This window comes from Nocardioides sp. YJ-D4 (genome assembly GCF_054031495.1).
Genome location: NZ_CM132932.1, coordinates 60,158 through 75,283, shown reverse-complemented (window position 1 = coordinate 75,283; position 15,126 = coordinate 60,158). Strand labels below are relative to the sequence as shown.

15 protein-coding genes are annotated in these 15,126 nt (G+C 69.6%); 6 read left to right on the top strand and 9 right to left on the bottom strand.

All coding sequences use genetic code 11. The features are described from left to right. Nucleotides 1–22 precede the first annotated feature (22 nt). The 3 genes from ACW14X_RS00370 to ACW14X_RS00360 are packed head-to-tail and all read right to left on the bottom strand — an operon-like array spanning nt 23 to nt 4,509. Entirely contained in the window at nt 23–2,416 is a 2,394-nt protein-coding gene (locus tag ACW14X_RS00370; protein WP_457164309.1) for a serine/threonine protein kinase, read from the bottom strand. 45 nt (nt 2,417–2,461) lie between these two features. Further along, the gene (locus ACW14X_RS00365; RefSeq protein ID WP_457164308.1) at nt 2,462–3,628 is read right to left on the bottom strand and encodes a hypothetical protein; all 1,167 of its coding nucleotides are present in this window, start codon (nt 3,626–3,628) and stop codon (nt 2,462–2,464) included. Then, the gene (locus ACW14X_RS00360; RefSeq protein ID WP_457164307.1) at nt 3,625–4,509 is read right to left on the bottom strand and encodes a TIGR03619 family F420-dependent LLM class oxidoreductase; all 885 of its coding nucleotides are present in this window, start codon (nt 4,507–4,509) and stop codon (nt 3,625–3,627) included. Before ACW14X_RS00360 ends, ACW14X_RS00365 begins: the two co-directional genes overlap by 4 nt. A gap of 46 nt (nt 4,510–4,555) precedes the next feature. Between ACW14X_RS00360 and ACW14X_RS00355 the strand changes: the two genes are divergently transcribed. Both ACW14X_RS00355 and ACW14X_RS00350 read left to right on the top strand, forming a co-directional pair. After that, nucleotides 4,556–5,041, top strand: coding sequence for a nitroreductase/quinone reductase family protein (locus tag ACW14X_RS00355; protein WP_457164306.1), 486 nt, complete (start codon nt 4,556–4,558; stop codon nt 5,039–5,041). Between the two features lie 14 nt (nt 5,042–5,055). After that, entirely contained in the window at nt 5,056–5,511 is a 456-nt protein-coding gene (locus ACW14X_RS00350) for a nuclear transport factor 2 family protein (RefSeq protein ID WP_457164305.1), read from the top strand. A 3-nt stretch (nt 5,512–5,514) separates the two neighbouring features. Here the strand turns inward: ACW14X_RS00350 and ACW14X_RS00345 are convergent, their stop codons facing one another. After that, nucleotides 5,515–5,904, bottom strand: coding sequence for a winged helix-turn-helix transcriptional regulator (locus ACW14X_RS00345; protein ID WP_350714223.1), 390 nt, complete (start codon nt 5,902–5,904; stop codon nt 5,515–5,517). 78 nt (nt 5,905–5,982) lie between these two features. Here ACW14X_RS00345 and ACW14X_RS00340 point away from each other — a divergent pair, with 78 nt between their 5' ends. Next, on the top strand, nt 5,983–6,708 hold the full coding sequence (locus ACW14X_RS00340) for an SDR family NAD(P)-dependent oxidoreductase (protein ID WP_457164304.1): 726 nt from the start codon (nt 5,983–5,985) through the stop codon (nt 6,706–6,708). A 17-nt stretch (nt 6,709–6,725) separates the two neighbouring features. Here the strand turns inward: ACW14X_RS00340 and pcaD are convergent, their stop codons facing one another. From pcaD to ACW14X_RS00315, 5 genes are all read right to left on the bottom strand, one after another. After that, nucleotides 6,726–7,508 carry a 3-oxoadipate enol-lactonase gene (pcaD, locus tag ACW14X_RS00335; protein WP_457164303.1) on the bottom strand — a complete coding sequence of 261 codons (783 nt, stop codon included), beginning with the start codon at nt 7,506–7,508 and terminating at the stop codon, nt 6,726–6,728. A 92-nt stretch (nt 7,509–7,600) separates the two neighbouring features. Continuing rightward, nucleotides 7,601–8,182, bottom strand: a complete 582-nt coding sequence (locus tag ACW14X_RS00330; RefSeq protein ID WP_160023363.1) for a hypothetical protein — start codon at nt 8,180–8,182, stop codon at nt 7,601–7,603. 149 nt (nt 8,183–8,331) lie between these two features. After that, nucleotides 8,332–9,381, bottom strand: coding sequence for a 2Fe-2S iron-sulfur cluster-binding protein (locus tag ACW14X_RS00325; protein WP_457164302.1), 1,050 nt, complete (start codon nt 9,379–9,381; stop codon nt 8,332–8,334). Further along, nucleotides 9,371–9,676, bottom strand: coding sequence for a hypothetical protein (locus tag ACW14X_RS00320; protein WP_160023359.1), 306 nt, complete (start codon nt 9,674–9,676; stop codon nt 9,371–9,373). The genes ACW14X_RS00325 and ACW14X_RS00320 overlap by 11 nt, the downstream gene beginning before the upstream one ends. Continuing rightward, nucleotides 9,676–10,845: a Rieske 2Fe-2S domain-containing protein gene (locus ACW14X_RS00315; RefSeq protein WP_457164301.1), complete on the bottom strand. Its 1,170-nt coding sequence runs from the start codon at nt 10,843–10,845 to the stop codon at nt 9,676–9,678. The genes ACW14X_RS00320 and ACW14X_RS00315 overlap by 1 nt, the downstream gene beginning before the upstream one ends. Nucleotides 10,846–10,929: 84 nt before the next feature. Here ACW14X_RS00315 and ACW14X_RS00310 point away from each other — a divergent pair, with 84 nt between their 5' ends. The 3 genes from ACW14X_RS00310 to ACW14X_RS00300 all read left to right on the top strand — a co-directional run bounded on the left by ACW14X_RS00310 (nt 10,930) and on the right by ACW14X_RS00300 (nt 15,096). Next, on the top strand, nt 10,930–12,132 hold the full coding sequence (locus ACW14X_RS00310; protein WP_457164300.1) for an acyl-CoA dehydrogenase family protein: 1,203 nt from the start codon (nt 10,930–10,932) through the stop codon (nt 12,130–12,132). Between the two features lie 89 nt (nt 12,133–12,221). Next, nucleotides 12,222–13,298, top strand: a complete 1,077-nt coding sequence (locus tag ACW14X_RS00305) for an acyl-CoA dehydrogenase family protein (protein WP_457164299.1) — start codon at nt 12,222–12,224, stop codon at nt 13,296–13,298. 556 nt (nt 13,299–13,854) lie between these two features. Then, complete coding sequence (locus ACW14X_RS00300) at nt 13,855–15,096, top strand: DUF222 domain-containing protein (RefSeq protein WP_457164298.1); 1,242 nt, start codon at nt 13,855–13,857, stop codon at nt 15,094–15,096. The last annotated feature ends 30 nt before the right edge of the window (nt 15,097–15,126 follow it).

Sequence of the window (15,126 nt, the reverse complement as noted above, 5' to 3'; positions counted from 1 at the left end):
CACTTTTGCGGAAGGGGGCAGGTCAGGTCGGGAAGCTGAACCGGGCCACCTCGTCCACCCAGGCGGCGTACGCGCCGACGTCCTGCGGCACCTGCTGCGCCCGGACGAGGTCGGCGTGGGCACGGAGCACCCGGGACCAGTCGGCGCACGAGCCACAGGTGGCCCGCCCACAGCCCGCGGTGTGCTCGCGTGCGACCTTCTCGAGCAGCTTCCTGAAGGTCGCACCGTCCTCGCCCGCCGCCAGCGACTCGACCACGGCTCCGAGCACCTGGACGGCCTGCGCCGGCGCCCCGGCCAGGATCGCCATCAGGATCCCGAGGGCCTGCTGGCCGGCCGGGTCGGCGTTCCTGCCCGCCACCGGGGCCGTGCGCGCCAGCCGATAGACCGCGAGCAGCTTCCGGGCAGCTCCGGGCGTCGGGCAGAACCTGGCCAGCTCGCTCGTGAACAGCGCCTCGCCCGGGGTCATCTCGAAGCTCTCGACCTGGCTCGTACGACCCGTCCGGTCGCCGTTGCCGGTGGCCAGCGCTGCCGGCCACGACGGTACCGCCTGACGCATCAGCGACCGCATGAACCGCACCGCGGGGTCACCCGCGAACGCCCGCAGCCCGAACGGCACGTCGAAGACGCGTGAGAGGTACGCCGCGGGCTCCGCCACGCGGCCCGCGATCGCCCGCCGCAGTGTCTGGGCGTCCACCGCCGCCACGACCGCGACACTCTCCTGGCTGCCCAGCTCGTCGATCGCCTGCAGCACGCCAGCCGCGGTGGCCGGGTCGCACCTGTCCAGGTCGTCGACGTAGACGATGGTGCGGCTCGCCTGTGGTCCTCTCAGCGCGCCGGCCGGCGGGCGCGGCGGTGGTCCGGGCGGGGCTGCCCGCAGCGCCGCCTCGTAGGCCGCGACCTCTCGATCCATGGCCGCCAGCGCCATCGTCGTGCTCATCGGCTGCGCGCGGCGCTTGCCGCGGGGGCCGTCGTCCTCGGGCACGCCCGCGAGCGCGGCCCGCAGCTCGGCGGTCCGCCGCTGTGCGGCCTGATGCCTCGCCACCAGCGGCGGCGGCTCGCTCTTCCCAGCGCTCCGCACGCTCTCGAGCACGGCGCCCGCCACGTCTCCCTCGGCGTACTGGCGGGCGTCGATGCGTACGTGGGTGGTGCGGGCGGAGTAGGTCTCGTCGTTCTCGGTGAGCCACTCGATGCGCTCCTGGACCTTCCGCAGGAAGGTCGACCGGCCGCTGCCGGGCAGTCCCTGCACGGCGACCGAGATCGGGAGCTGGGTGCGTACGGAGGCGAGCAGGCGGGCCAGCCGGTCGACGTCGACCCGGTGGCCGAGGACGTCGTCGTCGGCCTGCTCGAGCACCGGCGCGGCGGCGATCACGGGTTCCGCCACCGGCTCGATCACGGGGCCGGTGACGACCGGCACCTCTGCCGTGTCCCCCGCACCCGGCGACTCGGCCGACGGCGGGACCGGGTCCGGAGCTACCTCGATCGGGGGCGCCTCGGCCACCTTCGCGACCGCGGGGACCTCGGGGACCTCGGCGACCTCGGCGACCTGGTCCCGAGGCTCGCGCATGTCCGCGAGCGGCGTGACCGGCAGCCCGAGCTCCTCCTCGACTGCCTGCAGGGCCTTGGCGAAGTCGGCGGCGCTCCAGTGCCGCCCGGCCCGGCGCTTGAACATCGCCTTACGCAGCGCCTCGTCGAACGACGCCGGGACGTCGTCGCGCTCGATGGGCAGCGGGTCGTACTCCCGGATCCGCTCCGCCAGCGCCGCGGGTGCGCTGCCACCGCCCGGCCCCTCGAACGGCGTACGTCCCGCCAGCAGCGTGTAGCAGGTCGCGGCCAGACTCCAGATGTCCGCCCAGCCGCTCGGCTCGGGCGGATCGGAGAGCATCTCCGGAGCCATCCACGGCAGCGAGGTCGAATCGGCACCGCCGGGGCGCCCTGCCGAGGAGAGGCCGCCGAAGCCGACCAGCTGCGGCTCACCAGCACTGGTCAGCAGGATGTTGGCGGGCTTGACGTCGCCGTGCAGGATCCCGTGCCGGGCGGCGACGTCGAGCGCGCCCGCGACCTTGATCGTGATGCTCAGCGCCTCCGCGACGGAGAGCCGCTCGCGCTGCCAGCGGGTCTGCAGATCGCCACCGGCGCGATGGTCCATCACCACGAAACAGCGGTCGTCGTCACTGACACCGACGGCGTGCAGCGGCAGCACATGGGGGTGGGCGGCGAGCTCGGCGACCTCCTTGGTCTCCTTGGCGAGCGCGTCCTGGGTCTCGCCGCTGAGCCGGTCGTTCCAGACCTTGACGACGACGTCGACCTTCTCCTGCGGCCACTCGTAGAGGAAGACCTCGGAGGAGCCGCCTGTGCCGATCAGCCGGCGGTGACGGAAGCCCGGGATCGTCGGTGGCTCGTGGTGGGGACTGGCCATGGGCGGCAATCATAGGCGTCCTACGCCTTCGCGTCGCGCCCCTTCTCAGCTGAGCATCCTGCGCGCAACTGCCCGCTGACGTGCGGCGATCCGCTCCGCATACCCCCCGGGGCTCAGGGTCTGGGTGTGCGGCAGCAGGTCGCGCACATCGGCCATACCCACCTTGTGGACCGCCGGTCCGTCGGCGGCGGTGAGGTCGCGCTCGAGCCGCTGCCAGCGCAGCATCAGCGAGCCGGTGCGGTGGCCGGTGGTCTCGAGCCAGTTGGCGATCGGCGTGCCGTCCAGGGGTGGGCGCTCGGAGATCACGAAGCGCATCACGCCGTCGGGGTCGGTGACGGCCTGGGCCTTGGTGAGACTGGTCTGGTGGGTCTCGTAGTCGGTCGAGGCGTACCAGTCCGAGCCGACCTGGATGCCCTGGTAGCTGCCATCGTCACAGCGCGGCACCTCGACCACGAGCGCCTCGTCCTCGGCCAGCTCGTAGTGACCGATCGAGGAGAACTGCGACTCCAGCCCGCCCGGGGTCCGGGCCGGAACGGTGAGCGTGTTGACCGGCTCCTTGTACTGGAAGAACTGGGGGAAGGCGAACCAGGTCTGGATCGAGCCGGTCAGCGACCGGGCGGCGACCTCGTACTTCTTCCGGAGCAGTTCCTGGGTGAGCGGGCGGCGCGGCCGGCCGAGAGTGTCGGGGCGCTCGATGGTGATCGTGCCGCGGGTCTCGGTCTCCCAGTCGTTGAAGACCTCGCGCACGATCAGGGTCTTCGCTCCCGGTTCGGCGGTGTAGGTGAACTCGAATTCGCCGTTGGCGTCCAACTGCAGCTTGCGGTCGTCGAAGGCCATCAGGCTGGTCGCGGCGGAGTCCGCGGTGTAGGCGCCGCCCATCACCTGGAAGGAGAGGTCGGCACTGGTCCCGCGACGGCCGCGGACGACGTACTCGACGCCTTCTCTCAGGTAGGCGTTGAAGTAGATCGCGTCAGGGTTGTCCAGGCCCTGCTTGGAGAACTGGTGGGTCGGGTTCACGAAGAGCGGCTGCTCGAGGTCGTAGTCGAACGCCGTCTGCATCGCCATCCGGATCCGGCCGGAGAGATACTCATACCCCTCGAGACGATCGGCTTCGGTCCGGATGAAGGGCGCGTTCGCGATCAGCTCCTCCGCCTCCGCAATCGCCTGCTGCAGCGGCTCGGTCAGGCCGTACGCCGCGCTCTGCTGGGTCACTGCGCAGCCTTCGCGATGATGTTCTCCCCGTACCACTCCAGGTGCTTGATCTTCTTCTCCAGCGGCTCGGGGTCGGCACCCTTCACGTACGGGTCGCGGAACCCGACGATGCAGTCGGTGACGCCCTTGTCCTCGAGCCGCTTGATCCCGTCGAGGTCGTACGCGTCGTAGCTGATCACATGGACCTCGAAGTCGTCTCGGGTGTCGCCCTCCTCGCGCCTGATCTCGGCGAGGCGGACCAGGAGGCGGTCGAGCTCCTCACCGTCGCCGCCGGCGTGCATCCAGCCGTCGCCCTTGAGCACCGCGCGGCGCAGGGCGGCGTCGGCGTGGCCGCCGACGAGGAGCGGGATCCTCTCGGTCGGCGCGGGACGCTGCTGGAGCGGCGCGAACTCGTAGAACTCGCCCTCATAGCCGAAGAAATCGCCGGAGGGATCTGTCAGGCCGCGCAGGATGTCCATGCACTCGTCCATCCGCTTGCCTCGGCGCTTCCAGTCGACGCCGAGGGCGGCGAAGTCCTCCGGCCACGGGGAGAGGCCGACACCGAGACCGAGCCGGTTGCCGGAGAGGAAGGCGAGGCTCGAGGCCTGCTTGGCGGCCAGCACGGGCGGACGCACCGGCAGCTTCACCACGAACGGCGTCAGGCGCAGCGTCGTGGTCACCGCGAAGAGGTGGGCGCACAGGATGAACGCCTCGATGAACTCCTTGCCCTGCAGGAACTCGCGGTCGCCGGTGTCGGTGTAGGGATAGGTGGAGTCGGACTCCTCTGGATAGATCAGGCTGTCGGCCACCGTCATGCTGGTGTAACCGGCGGCCTCGGCCGCTTGGGCCAGCGGGGCGTAGTAGTCGGCCTGCGTCATTGCCTCGGCATAGGTGAAGCGCATGTGCCAACACTAGAACGTGTTCTAAGTTTCTGCCAGAGTGTTCGTCATGCCGCCTTCTCTCGAACGTCCCGCAGGCCTCGACTCGCCGCTGACGGCGAGAATCATCAAGTACGGCGCCCGCGCCAACACGGCGCTGTTCAAGCTGACCAACGGCCGGGTCGGCGGCACCTGGCGGGTGATGGCCGGCTGGCGCAGACCCGCTCCGGTCCTGCTGCTCGAGCACATCGGCCGCAAGTCGGGCCGCACCTTCACCACTCCCCTGCTGTTCATGCGCTCGGGCGACGATCTCGTCGTCGTCGGCTCCCAGGGCGGGCTTCCGAAGGACCCGCAGTGGGTCGCCAACCTGCGCGCCCAGCCCGACGTCGCGGTCCGCGTCCCCCGTCGCGGACGGAGGCTCGTCCGGGCACGCATCGCCTACTCCGAGGAGCGGGCCGCGCTGTGGCCGCGGCTGCTCGAGACGTACGCCGACTTCGAGACCTACCAGACCTGGACCGACCGAGAGATCCCGGTCATCGTCCTCTCGCCCCGCTGAAGGAGACCCTTGTCATGGACGTTCAAGAGCTGATCGACCGCGCCGAGATCACCGACGCGCTGACCCGCTACACCCTGGCCGTCGACGACGGCGACTGGGACGCGCTCGACACGGTCTTCGCCGCCGACGCGACGATCGACTACTCCGAGTCCGGCGGCACGGTCGGCGAGCTCGCCGAGGTCAAGAAGTGGCTCGCCGAGATGCTGCCCGCGTTCTCCCAGAAGCGCCTGCACACCATCGGCCAGGTCGGCATCACGTTCACCGACGAGGGCGCGGCACCGGATGCCTCGGGCTTCGCTTCGGCCGAGGTCGTGGCGTACTTCGACAACCCGATGGTCATCTCCGACGGGTCCGGCGGCGAGCGCGTCGTCGAGGTGGGCGGTCGCTACCGGCACAGCTTCGTGCGCACGCCGGACGGTTGGCGCTCGCGCCACCTCCACGAGGAGGTCTTCTGGACCCGCGGCTTCTGAGCCTCAGGCAGCGCGGCCCCGGATCACCCAGTCCGCGAGCTCGCTGAGTGGCACCAGCAGCTCCCGGCCGCGGTCGCTGAGTCCGTACTCCACACCCGGTGGCACCGTCGGGAAGACCGTACGCGTCACGATCCCCTCCTGCTCCAGGACGCGCAGCGTCCGGGTGAGCATGCGCTGGCTGATCCCCTCGACCCGGCGCCGCAGCTCGTTGTAACGATGCGGGCGCTCGGCCAGCATCATCACGATCAGCAGCGTCCACTTGTCACCGAGCATCTGCACCGCCTGCGTCACCGGGCAGGTCTCGTACTCCCCCGCCGGAACCTTCTGCGGCAGTCCGCCCCCGAGCGCCGCGCTCACGATGTGCCGGGGCACATCGGTGTTCCCATCTGACATTGAAGTGCCTTCTTCCGCGAACGCCGCCGGGCGGCGAGGGTTGCTGACATCAGCAACCTATCCATGAGGGAGAAGAAGATGAGCACGATCGCGGTCCTCGGCGCCGGTCCCGGCCTCGGCATGTCGGTGGCGAGGAGGTTCGCCAAGGAGGGGTACGCCGTCGGGTTGGTCTCACGCAGCACGGACCGGCACCCGGCCTATCTGGAGGAGCTGTCGGCGAGCGGCGTACCCGCTGTCGCGGTCGCCGCCGACCTGAGGGCGCCGGGTGCCGTCGCCGATGCCCTTGACGAGATCACGGCGGCCCTGGGACCGATCGACGTCGTCTACCACGGCCCCGGTGCCCAGAACCTGAGCGCACCGATGCTCGGAATCCTCGAGACCGAGCCCGCCGACATCCGTCGCGCCATGGCCGAGACCCTCGAGCCGGCCGTCGAGGTGGCCAACCTGGCCCTCCCCACGATGCGCTCGCGCGGCAGCGGCGCGCTGGTGTACGTCTCAGGACTCAGCGCGCTCGTCCCTCTGCCGTTCCTCGGCCCCTACGCTCCCGCCTCGGGCGCCCTACGGACCTACGCCCGCACCCTGGCCGCCGCCGCGTCCGAGGACGGCGTGCACGTCGGCTCCCTCGTCGTCGGCGGCCTGATCGAGCGCGGCGACATCCACCGGATGCTCACCGACCCCGCCACACCCGCCCCGTACGCCACCCTCGACCCCGACGAGCTCGCCGACGCGGTCTGGCGGCTGGCGTCAGGAACAGAGGACGAGGTGGTCTTCGACGTGCTCACTCAGGACCCGACAGAGGCCTGACGTCACTCCGGGGTCCGTCAACGCGCCGCGAGGTGGTCGACGATGGCACGGGTGATGGTCTCGGGCTGCTGGGCGTTGGCCAGGTGCGCCGAGTCCGGGACGACGAGGAGGCGGCCGTCCTGGACCGTGCCGGCGATGGCCTCGAGGTGCGGGGGCGGCGTGGCGGGATCGTCGGCACCGGCGATGGCCAGGGTCGGGGCGCTGATCGCGGGGAGGTCGGCGCGGAGGTCCATGGCGGCGATGACCTCGCAGCATCCGGCGTAGCCCTCGTCCGGGGTGGCGGCGACCATGCCCTCACAGGTCGCCTTCACCTCGGGGTTCGTCGCGAGGAATCCCGGCGTGAACCAGCGGGCCACGACCGCCTCGGCGACGGCTCGGGTGCCGTCGGCTCGCACCGTGGCGGCCCGGTCGTGCCAGGCGGAGGAGGGCGTCAGCTGAGCGCCTGTGCACAGCAGGACGAGCCGGTCGACGCGCCCGGGGTGGCGGGCGGCGAGGCGCATCCCGGTCATGCCGCCGAGCGAGAGGCCCACGAAGTGGGCCCGCTCGATGCCGAGGCGGTCGAGGAGTGCGACGACGTCGTCGGCCAGGTCGTCGATCACGTAGGGGCCGGGACGTACCGGCGAGCGACCGTGTCCCCGGGTGTCGTACCGCACCACGCGGAAGTGCCGCTCGAGGTCGGGCAGGTTCTGGTCCCACATCGCGTGGGTCGCGCCCAGCGAGTTGGACAGCACCACCACCGGACCGTCCGGCCGGCCCGAGACGACGTGGTGCACTCGGATGGGCTCGTAGGTGACGTCCATGCCCGAGAATCTAGGATCGCCGACCTGTTGTTGGGAAGTATCGATCTTCGGCCGATTGATACGCCCGGCGTATCAAGCTCCGCGCGGCTCGATCAGCCGAGACCCGGGCGCGCGTGCAGCCCACCACCGGACTCGTAGAGCAGGCCCTTGTCCTTGATGAGCTGGCCAGCCGCAGCCAGGATCGGGCTGTCGCCCACGGCGGAGCCGGCCATCGAGGCGATCGCCTCGAACATCTTGATCGCCGCGTCGTCGACGGCCGGCCAGTTCCACTCCGAGGGAGCGGCACCGATCGGCTCCACCGCGTGCCATCGAGCCGCACGGGCCTCGGCCATCGTGTTGAGCGTGCTCCAGCCGAGGCCGCCGAGACCGACGACGCCGCCGAAGTTGAGCCCGATCAGGCCCCAGCCGTTGCACCGGTACTCGAAGGCCGAGGGACCGAACTCCGACTCCTCCAGCTCGACCCTGGTGATCACCGGCTCCGGGCCGGTGTTGGGGGCGTACAGCTTGAACGCGGGCCTCGCGGCGAGCAGCGAGGCCGATGCCGTCGTGGTGATCTCGGTCAACGGCTGGCCCGGTGCCGAGTAGGCATCGAAGACTCGGAAGCCGAGGTCGAGGGCATAGCCGACGACGAAGCGCCGATCGTCCTGGGCGGCGTAGAAGTTGCGATTGAACACGTTGGGGGAAACCTCGCTTGAGCCCTACCGGTCAGCCGACGACGTTCCTCGGGGTGACTCGGTGGGATGTGGTTCGGGCAGCGCGACACTATCGCGCCGCACGCCTCGACCTGGCAACCGGTTGGTGATCTGTGTCTCGGGCGAGTCCCTCAGGAGTACGTGCCGCGGACGGTGTCGGTGGTCGGCAGCGACTGGCAGCCGAGCCGGATCCCGTCGTCGAGATCCTCCTGCTCGAGCACGTCGTTGCGCACCATCTTCACCTCACCCTCGAGCAGCCGGAACGCGCACGCCGAGCACTCACCCTCGCGACACGAGTAGGGCGCCTTCACACCCTTCGCCTCGAGGAACTCGAGCATCGGGGTGCCCGGGTCCCAGTCGTCGTACGTCGTGGTGGTGCCGTCGAGCTCGATCTCGAGAGTGGCGGGCTGCTTGGGTCCGTCGTCGACGACCTCGGTCTCCGCCTCCTTGACCGGGGCGACCTCGCCGAACGGGTTGCCACCCAGCGAGGCGAACTTCTCCTGGTGCCGCCGCGCCCGCGGGAACTCGAGCTCCTTGAGCGCCGCGATCGTCGCCTTCATGAACGGCGCCGGCCCGCAGACGAAGGCGTCGTACGTCAGGCGGTCGGCTGCGAACGCCTTGAGCTGATCACCGGTGGGCAGCCCCTGGACCGACTCGAGCCAGTGGACCACCTGGAGCCGGTCGGGATGCTCGGCGGCCAGTCGTGCCCATTCCTCGGCGAAGATCACAGAGCGCTCGTCGCGGTTGGCGTAGAAGACCACGATCCGTCCGGTGCCCTCGCGCAGGGCCGTACGAGCGATCGAGATGATCGGGGTGACGCCCGAACCGCCGGCGAAGAGCAGGAAGTCGGCGTCGATGTCGGCAGGGGTGAAGATCCCGCTCGGCGGCAGCACGCGAAGCGTGTCGCCGGGCCGGAGGTTGTCGCAGATCCAGTTGGACGCATAGCCGTCCACGGTGCGCTTGACCGTGACCGTGAGCGGGTCGCCCGGGGCGCTGGAGAGCGAGTAGCACCGTGCCGCCAGTCCGTCACGGTCGCTCGGCACGGCGACGGTGAGGAACTGCCCCGGCTTCGGCTGGAACGCGTGCCTCACATCGTCTGGCAGCTCGAAGACGATCGAGTGGGCGTCGTCGGTCTCCTTTACCACGTCGCTGACGGGCAGCAGGAAAGAGTCAGTAGCCATCCTCGGCTCCGATCTGGATCCGGCCGTCGGCGACGGCTGCTTCGATGGACGCGGCCAGACGAGGGCAGCGGGCGTGGACGAGCCGCGCGCCGTCGGCGGCGGACTTGCGGCGTACGAGATCCGGACACTGCGCCTGCGCCTCGGCCGTCCACTGGACGGACGTCTGGTGCTCGCTGTTCTTCTTCACCCCGACGCGGGCGAGGCAGTCGAGGCACTCCACCTCGACCAGGCGGGCCTGGGTGTAGAGCCGCTGGTCCTCGACGGTGTCCTGCGACGTCGGGACGAACGAGGCCATCAACTGACCCCTGCGTCGCTCGACTCCGGGTCCTCAGCCTTCTCGGCCTCGATCCGGCGCAGGTTCTCGGCGACCTCCTCGTGCCAGAACTCGTTGGCCTTGGTGGTGTCGACCTCGAACTCGAAGCGAGCGCGCATCTCGGGCTCGATGTCGGCGACGTCGACGTAGAACTGCTCGTACCAGCGGCGCAGCTGGTAGACCGGGCCGTCCTCCTCGCACAGCAGCGGGTTCTGCACCGGCGCCTTGTTCTCCCAGATCGCCACGTCCTGGAGGAACCCGTCGCCGAACATGTCGGCGTACTTCTTGCCGATGAAGTTGGCGGTCTTGTCGTCGAGGCCCTCGGGCTTCTTGACGGTGATGCCGTACTGCAGGAGGAACGAGTCGGGGCCGGTCGGGATGTGGCAGTTGATCAGGATCACCTCGGTCACGAAGCCCTTGTAGTCGACCTCGAGCCAGTTGATCATGTACGCCGGGCCGTAGTAGGTCGCCTCGGACTTGAGGAACATCTCGGCGTCACCGTAGCCGCCGGACACGTCCGGACGTCCCCGAGAGGCCATGTACTGCGTGGCCATGTGGTCCTCGAAGACGTTGCGGAAGTCGGTCGGGAAGGCGAAGTGCACGTAGTAGAAGTGCGCCATGTCGACCACGTTGTCGATCAGCTCGCGGCAGTGGCTGCCCTTGATCGGGACGGTGTTCCAGATCCAGTCGGTGTAGATCTCGCGGTTGCTGACGTCGGGCAGCTCCGGCGGCAGGATGTCGTAGTCGGGCTTCGAACCCTCGGGGTCGTGCCAGATCAGCAGCGAGTCGTTGCGGATCACGGTCTCGTACGCCTTGGTTCTTGCTCGCAGCGGAACCCGGCGGGCGTAGGGGATCTGCTTGCAGCGGCCGTCGGCGCCCCAGCGCCAGTCGTGGAACGGACAGCCGACCTCGTCGCCCTTCACGGTGCCCTGGGTCAGGTCGCCGCCCATGTGGCGGCAGTAGCCGTCGAGCACGCCCAGCTCGCCCTTGGTGTTCTCCCAGACGACCAGCTTGCCGCCGAACGCCTCGACGGCGTGGGGCTTGCCGTCCTTGAACTGGCTGGCCAGGCCCAGGCAGTGCCAACCGCGCGCGAAGCGCTCCGGCTGGGAGCCGTGGTCGAGCGTGCGGGTCTGGGTGGTGGGGTCGGCCATCGTCGTACCTTCCGCTGGTCTGTTCGCTGGGCCCTATTCGCTAGACCCTGTTCAAATGGGTAGAACCTGTTCTAGTTTTATCACATGCATGTGGCCTTGACACCCGCCCAGGAGCAACTTCGCTCAGAGCTCAACTCCTATTTCGCCCAGTTGGTCACGCCCGAGCGTCGTGCTGCGCTCGCACGGGCATCGGGCGAATTCGGTGATGAGGCCGACAAGGAGGTCTACCTCTCGACCATCCGGCAGATCGGCGCGGACGGCTGGCTCGGGATCGGCTGGCCGAAGGAGTACGGCGGCCAGGACCGCTCCATGGTGGAGCAGCTGATCTTCACCGACGCCGCCGCCGTGGCCGGGGTGCCGATCCCCTATCTCACGCTCAACACTGTCGGCCCGACGATCATGCGGTTCGGGACCTCGGAGCAGAAGGAGTACTTCCTGCCCAAGATCCTCGCTGGCGAGCTGCACTTCTCGATCGGCTACTCCGAGCCCGGCTCGGGGACCGACCTCGCCTCGCTGCAGACTCGCGCGGTGCTCGACGAGGGCACCGGCGAGTGGGTGATCAACGGCCAGAAGATGTGGACCTCGCTGATCCAGTATGCGGACTGGATCTGGCTCGCCTGCCGGACAGAGCCGGAGGCGTCGCGCCACAAGGGGCTGTCGATGATCCTGGTGCCGACATCTTCGGAGGGGTTCTCCTATACGCCCGTCCAGACCGTCGCCGGGGTCGGCACCTCGGCTACCTACTACTCCGACGTGCGCGTGCCGGCGTCGAACCTCGTCTCCTCGCGCGGCGGGGGCTGGGCGCTGATGACCAACCAGCTCAACCACGAGCGGGTCGCGCTGACCTCGGCGGCACCACTGGTCCACTCGCTCGGACTGGTGAGGGAGTGGGCGCTGACCACCGTGCTCCCTGACGGCAGCCGGGTGATCGACGCCGAGTGGGTCCAGCTGGCTCTCGGGCGAGCACACGCACGCATCGAGGCGCTCTCGCTGATCAACTGGAAGCTCGCCTCGGACGCCGACCACGGGGTCGCGCTCTCGCCCGCCGAGGCGTCGGCGACCAAGGTCTACGGCTCCGAGCTCGCGACCGAGGTCTACCGGACGCTGATGGAGATCGTCGGACCGCACGCGGGGATCACCGCCGACTCCCCCGGCGCCGTGCTCGCCGGCCGCCTGGAGCGGTTCCACCGCTCCTCGCTGGTCATGACCTTCGGCGGCGGCACCAACGAGATCCAGCGAGACATCATCGGCTACGTGGGCCTCGGCCTCCCCGCCGCCAAGCGCTGACCCAACCACCCGTCGGTCGAAGGCCACTTCGTTCAGACCTTCGGGCGAGCGAGCGTGCCGAGACCAACACAGTCGATTGCGAGAACACCATGGACTTCTCCTTCACCACCGAATCCGACGACGCCGCCGAGCTCGCGGCCAAGATCATCGGCGACGCGACCTCAGTCGAGCGGCTGCGTACGGTCGAGGCGGCCGCCGACGACCGCGGCCGCTTCGACGCCTCCCTCTGGTCCGCCCTCGGCGACGCCGGCCTGCTCGGGCTGCATCTGCCCGAGACGTACGACGGCGCCGGGCTCGGACTCATCGAGCTGTGCCGGGTGCTGGTCGAGGCCGGGCGGCGGGTCGCGCCGGTGCCGCTCGCCGTGCATGGGCCGTGCGGCCTGCTGCTTGCCGAGACCGCGGCGGACGCTCTGACCGGCATCGCCGACGGATCGCGGGTGCTGACGGCCGCGGTCGCCGAGGAGCACTCCCACCTGCCCGACGTCCCGATGGTCGTCGCCACCGGGGACACGATCACCGGCGTGAAGACGCTGGTCAGGGCCGGGATGATCGCCGATGCGTTCCTGGTGACCGCAGCGTCTGCGGACGGCACCGTCGGGGTCTTCCTGGTCGAGGCATCTGCCGAAGGCGTCGACCGCCGTGCGCAGCACACCAGCGACGGCGACGTCACCGCCCTGGTCTCGTTCGCCTCGGCCCCCGCCCGTCGGGTCGGCGACTCCTCGACCGCTGCCCGGCTCGGCTCGCTGTTGACCGTGGCCGCGGCCGCCGAGCTGTTGGGCGTCACCGAAGGAGCCCTCTCGCTCACCTCGTCGTACGCCAAGACCCGGGAGCAGTTCGGCCGAGCCATCGGCACCTTCCAGGCCGTCTCCCAGCGGCTGGCCGACGGGTTCATCGACGTACTCGCCCAGCGGCTCACTCTCTGGCAGGCCGTCTGGCGGGTCTCCTCCGGCCTCCCTTCCGCCGACCAGGTCGCCGTCGCCAAGCTCTGGGCCGCCGACGCCGCCCACCGTCTCGCACACACCACCGTCCACGTTCACGGCGGTGTCGGCATTGACCTCGACGGCGAGGCGCATCGCTACTTCACTACCGCGAAGCGCTTCGAGTTCGTCTTCGGCGGAGCCTCTGAGCAGGCGCTGCGGATCGGGCGATCGATCGCTGCATCCTGATCTTCACCGACGTCTTGAGAGGGCTCCGGCGCCTGCCGGGGCCCCTCTTTCGTGGCTGGTGTTTGTGCTGTATCGCGGCAAGTGACTTTGGTGTGCGATAGCGCTTTGGGTTATTGACTGGGCGGGTCTTCATTCGGATGTGTGTCTGTTTGGTCTCGTGCTTGGGTTCCAGCACGGGTGGGGCCAATACGCGTTGTCTGGGTTGGGAGATTTAGAAGCAGGGTGTCTGGGTTGGGTGCCATTTACCTGTCTTGCGGGCTTCCAGCAGCGGTCTGGGTTTTGTTGGGGATATCTGTCCCTGATTGGGTTCATCGGTTTTGTGTTGTGTGGTAGGCTCGGCGCAGGCGTGAACGTGAAGGCCGACCACCTCGAAAGAGGCGTGCCCCATCCACCCGAGACACAACGGGGGTGGGGTAATCCAGGGGAACCAGGGGCGTGCACGCTGAGCTGCGAGGGTAAGTAATAGCCCGTACTCCGGGCCTCCGAGACCAGCGAACCAGCACACACCCGTGCCAGCGGGCGTGGAGAGTTCGTACGTCGGGAGGTGACCGGTTCGATGACCACGCTGCAGCAGCCCCAGCACCCTGTGCTGGGGGCGGTGGTCGCGATCACTGCCTCGCTCGAGGGAGTTGCGGCGGCGAACCCGTCGTTCATGGCCACCGACCAGAAGGCCACCGCGCTGCTCGAGATCGCCCGCGCGAAGGCGCAGCTGGCCGAGCTCGAACTGCGGGTGCTCGCTGTTGCTGATGATGTCGCGGACGAGTCCGCGGCGCGGGATGTCGCGGCGTGGTTGCATCACCACACCCACCAACGCCCCGAGACCCTGCGCGCCGACCTCCGGCTCGCTGAGGCACTGGACCGCTCATATGGGCTGGTGGCGGTCGCCATGCGGGCCGGAAACTGCAACCCGGCCCAAGCCCACGTCATCGTGAACGCCCTCGACGACCTGCCGACCGACCTCGACCCCGAGATCAAGACCAAGGCCGAAGAAGCCCTGGTCGCCTACGCGACCCGGTTCGACCCCACCCAGCTGCGACGTCTGGGGCGCCGGATCCTCGATGTCATCGCGCCCGAGATCGCCGAAGCCGAAGAGGCGAAACGGCTGGCGGCCGAGGAGGCCCACGCCCGGAAGAAGACCCGACTCGCGATGCGGCGCCTCGGCGACGGCACCACCCGGATCTCGGCGGTGGTCCCGGACGCGACCGCGGACCGCCTGGCCACCACCCTGGAGGCCTTCGCCTCACCCCGACGCGACGACGGCACCCGCACCGACACCGGCGACTACCTGCCCTACGACCGCCGCCTCGGGCGCGCGTTCTGCCAGCTGCTCGAGGCCCTCGACCCATCGCGGCTCCCGATCCACGGCGGCGATGCCACCACCGTGATCGTGACCATCGACATCGACCAGCTCCGCAAGGAAGCCGGCATCGCCCAGATCATCGGCGGCAGCCCGATCACCGCCGCCGAAGCCCGCCGCTTGGCCTGCACCGCGAACATCATCCCCGCCGTCCTCGGCGGCGCCTCCGAGGTCCTCGACCTCGGTCGCAAGGAACGCTTCTTCACCGCCGCCCAACGCCGCGCCCTCCTGCTGCGATCAGCGACCTGCGAGGCCGAAGGCTGCGACATCCCCGGCACCTGGGCCGAGGCCCACCACTGGATCGCCTGGGCCCAAGGCGGGGCCACCGACCTCGACAACGCCGCCTTGCTCTGCTCCCATCACCACCACCGCGCCCACGACCCCGAATACCTCCACGAACGCCTCCCCAACGGCGACATCCGCTTCACGCGACGCACGTAGAGATCCCAGGATCAGCAAGGCCACATCACC

Excerpts from the sequence above, each read along its gene's own strand:
- ACW14X_RS00305 (WP_457164299.1), top strand. The coding sequence starts at position 12,222 with ATGGACTTCTCCTTCACCACCGAATCCGACGACGCCGCCGAGCTCGCG.
- ACW14X_RS00325 (WP_457164302.1), bottom strand. The coding sequence starts at position 9,381 with ATGGCTACTGACTCTTTCCTGCTGCCCGTCAGCGACGTGGTAAAGGAG.
- pcaD (WP_457164303.1), bottom strand. The coding sequence starts at position 7,508 with ATGGACGTCACCTACGAGCCCATCCGAGTGCACCACGTCGTCTCGGGC.
- ACW14X_RS00310 (WP_457164300.1), top strand. The coding sequence starts at position 10,930 with ATGCATGTGGCCTTGACACCCGCCCAGGAGCAACTTCGCTCAGAGCTC.
- ACW14X_RS00315 (WP_457164301.1), bottom strand. The coding sequence starts at position 10,845 with ATGGCCGACCCCACCACCCAGACCCGCACGCTCGACCACGGCTCCCAG.
- ACW14X_RS00320 (WP_160023359.1), bottom strand. The coding sequence starts at position 9,676 with ATGGCCTCGTTCGTCCCGACGTCGCAGGACACCGTCGAGGACCAGCGG.
- ACW14X_RS00355 (WP_457164306.1), top strand. The coding sequence starts at position 4,556 with ATGCCGCCTTCTCTCGAACGTCCCGCAGGCCTCGACTCGCCGCTGACG.
- ACW14X_RS00340 (WP_457164304.1), top strand. The coding sequence starts at position 5,983 with ATGAGCACGATCGCGGTCCTCGGCGCCGGTCCCGGCCTCGGCATGTCG.
- ACW14X_RS00345 (WP_350714223.1), bottom strand. The coding sequence starts at position 5,904 with ATGTCAGATGGGAACACCGATGTGCCCCGGCACATCGTGAGCGCGGCG.
- ACW14X_RS00350 (WP_457164305.1), top strand. The coding sequence starts at position 5,056 with ATGGACGTTCAAGAGCTGATCGACCGCGCCGAGATCACCGACGCGCTG.
- ACW14X_RS00360 (WP_457164307.1), bottom strand. The coding sequence starts at position 4,509 with ATGCGCTTCACCTATGCCGAGGCAATGACGCAGGCCGACTACTACGCC.
- ACW14X_RS00370 (WP_457164309.1), bottom strand. The coding sequence starts at position 2,416 with ATGGCCAGTCCCCACCACGAGCCACCGACGATCCCGGGCTTCCGTCAC.
- ACW14X_RS00300 (WP_457164298.1), top strand. The coding sequence starts at position 13,855 with ATGACCACGCTGCAGCAGCCCCAGCACCCTGTGCTGGGGGCGGTGGTC.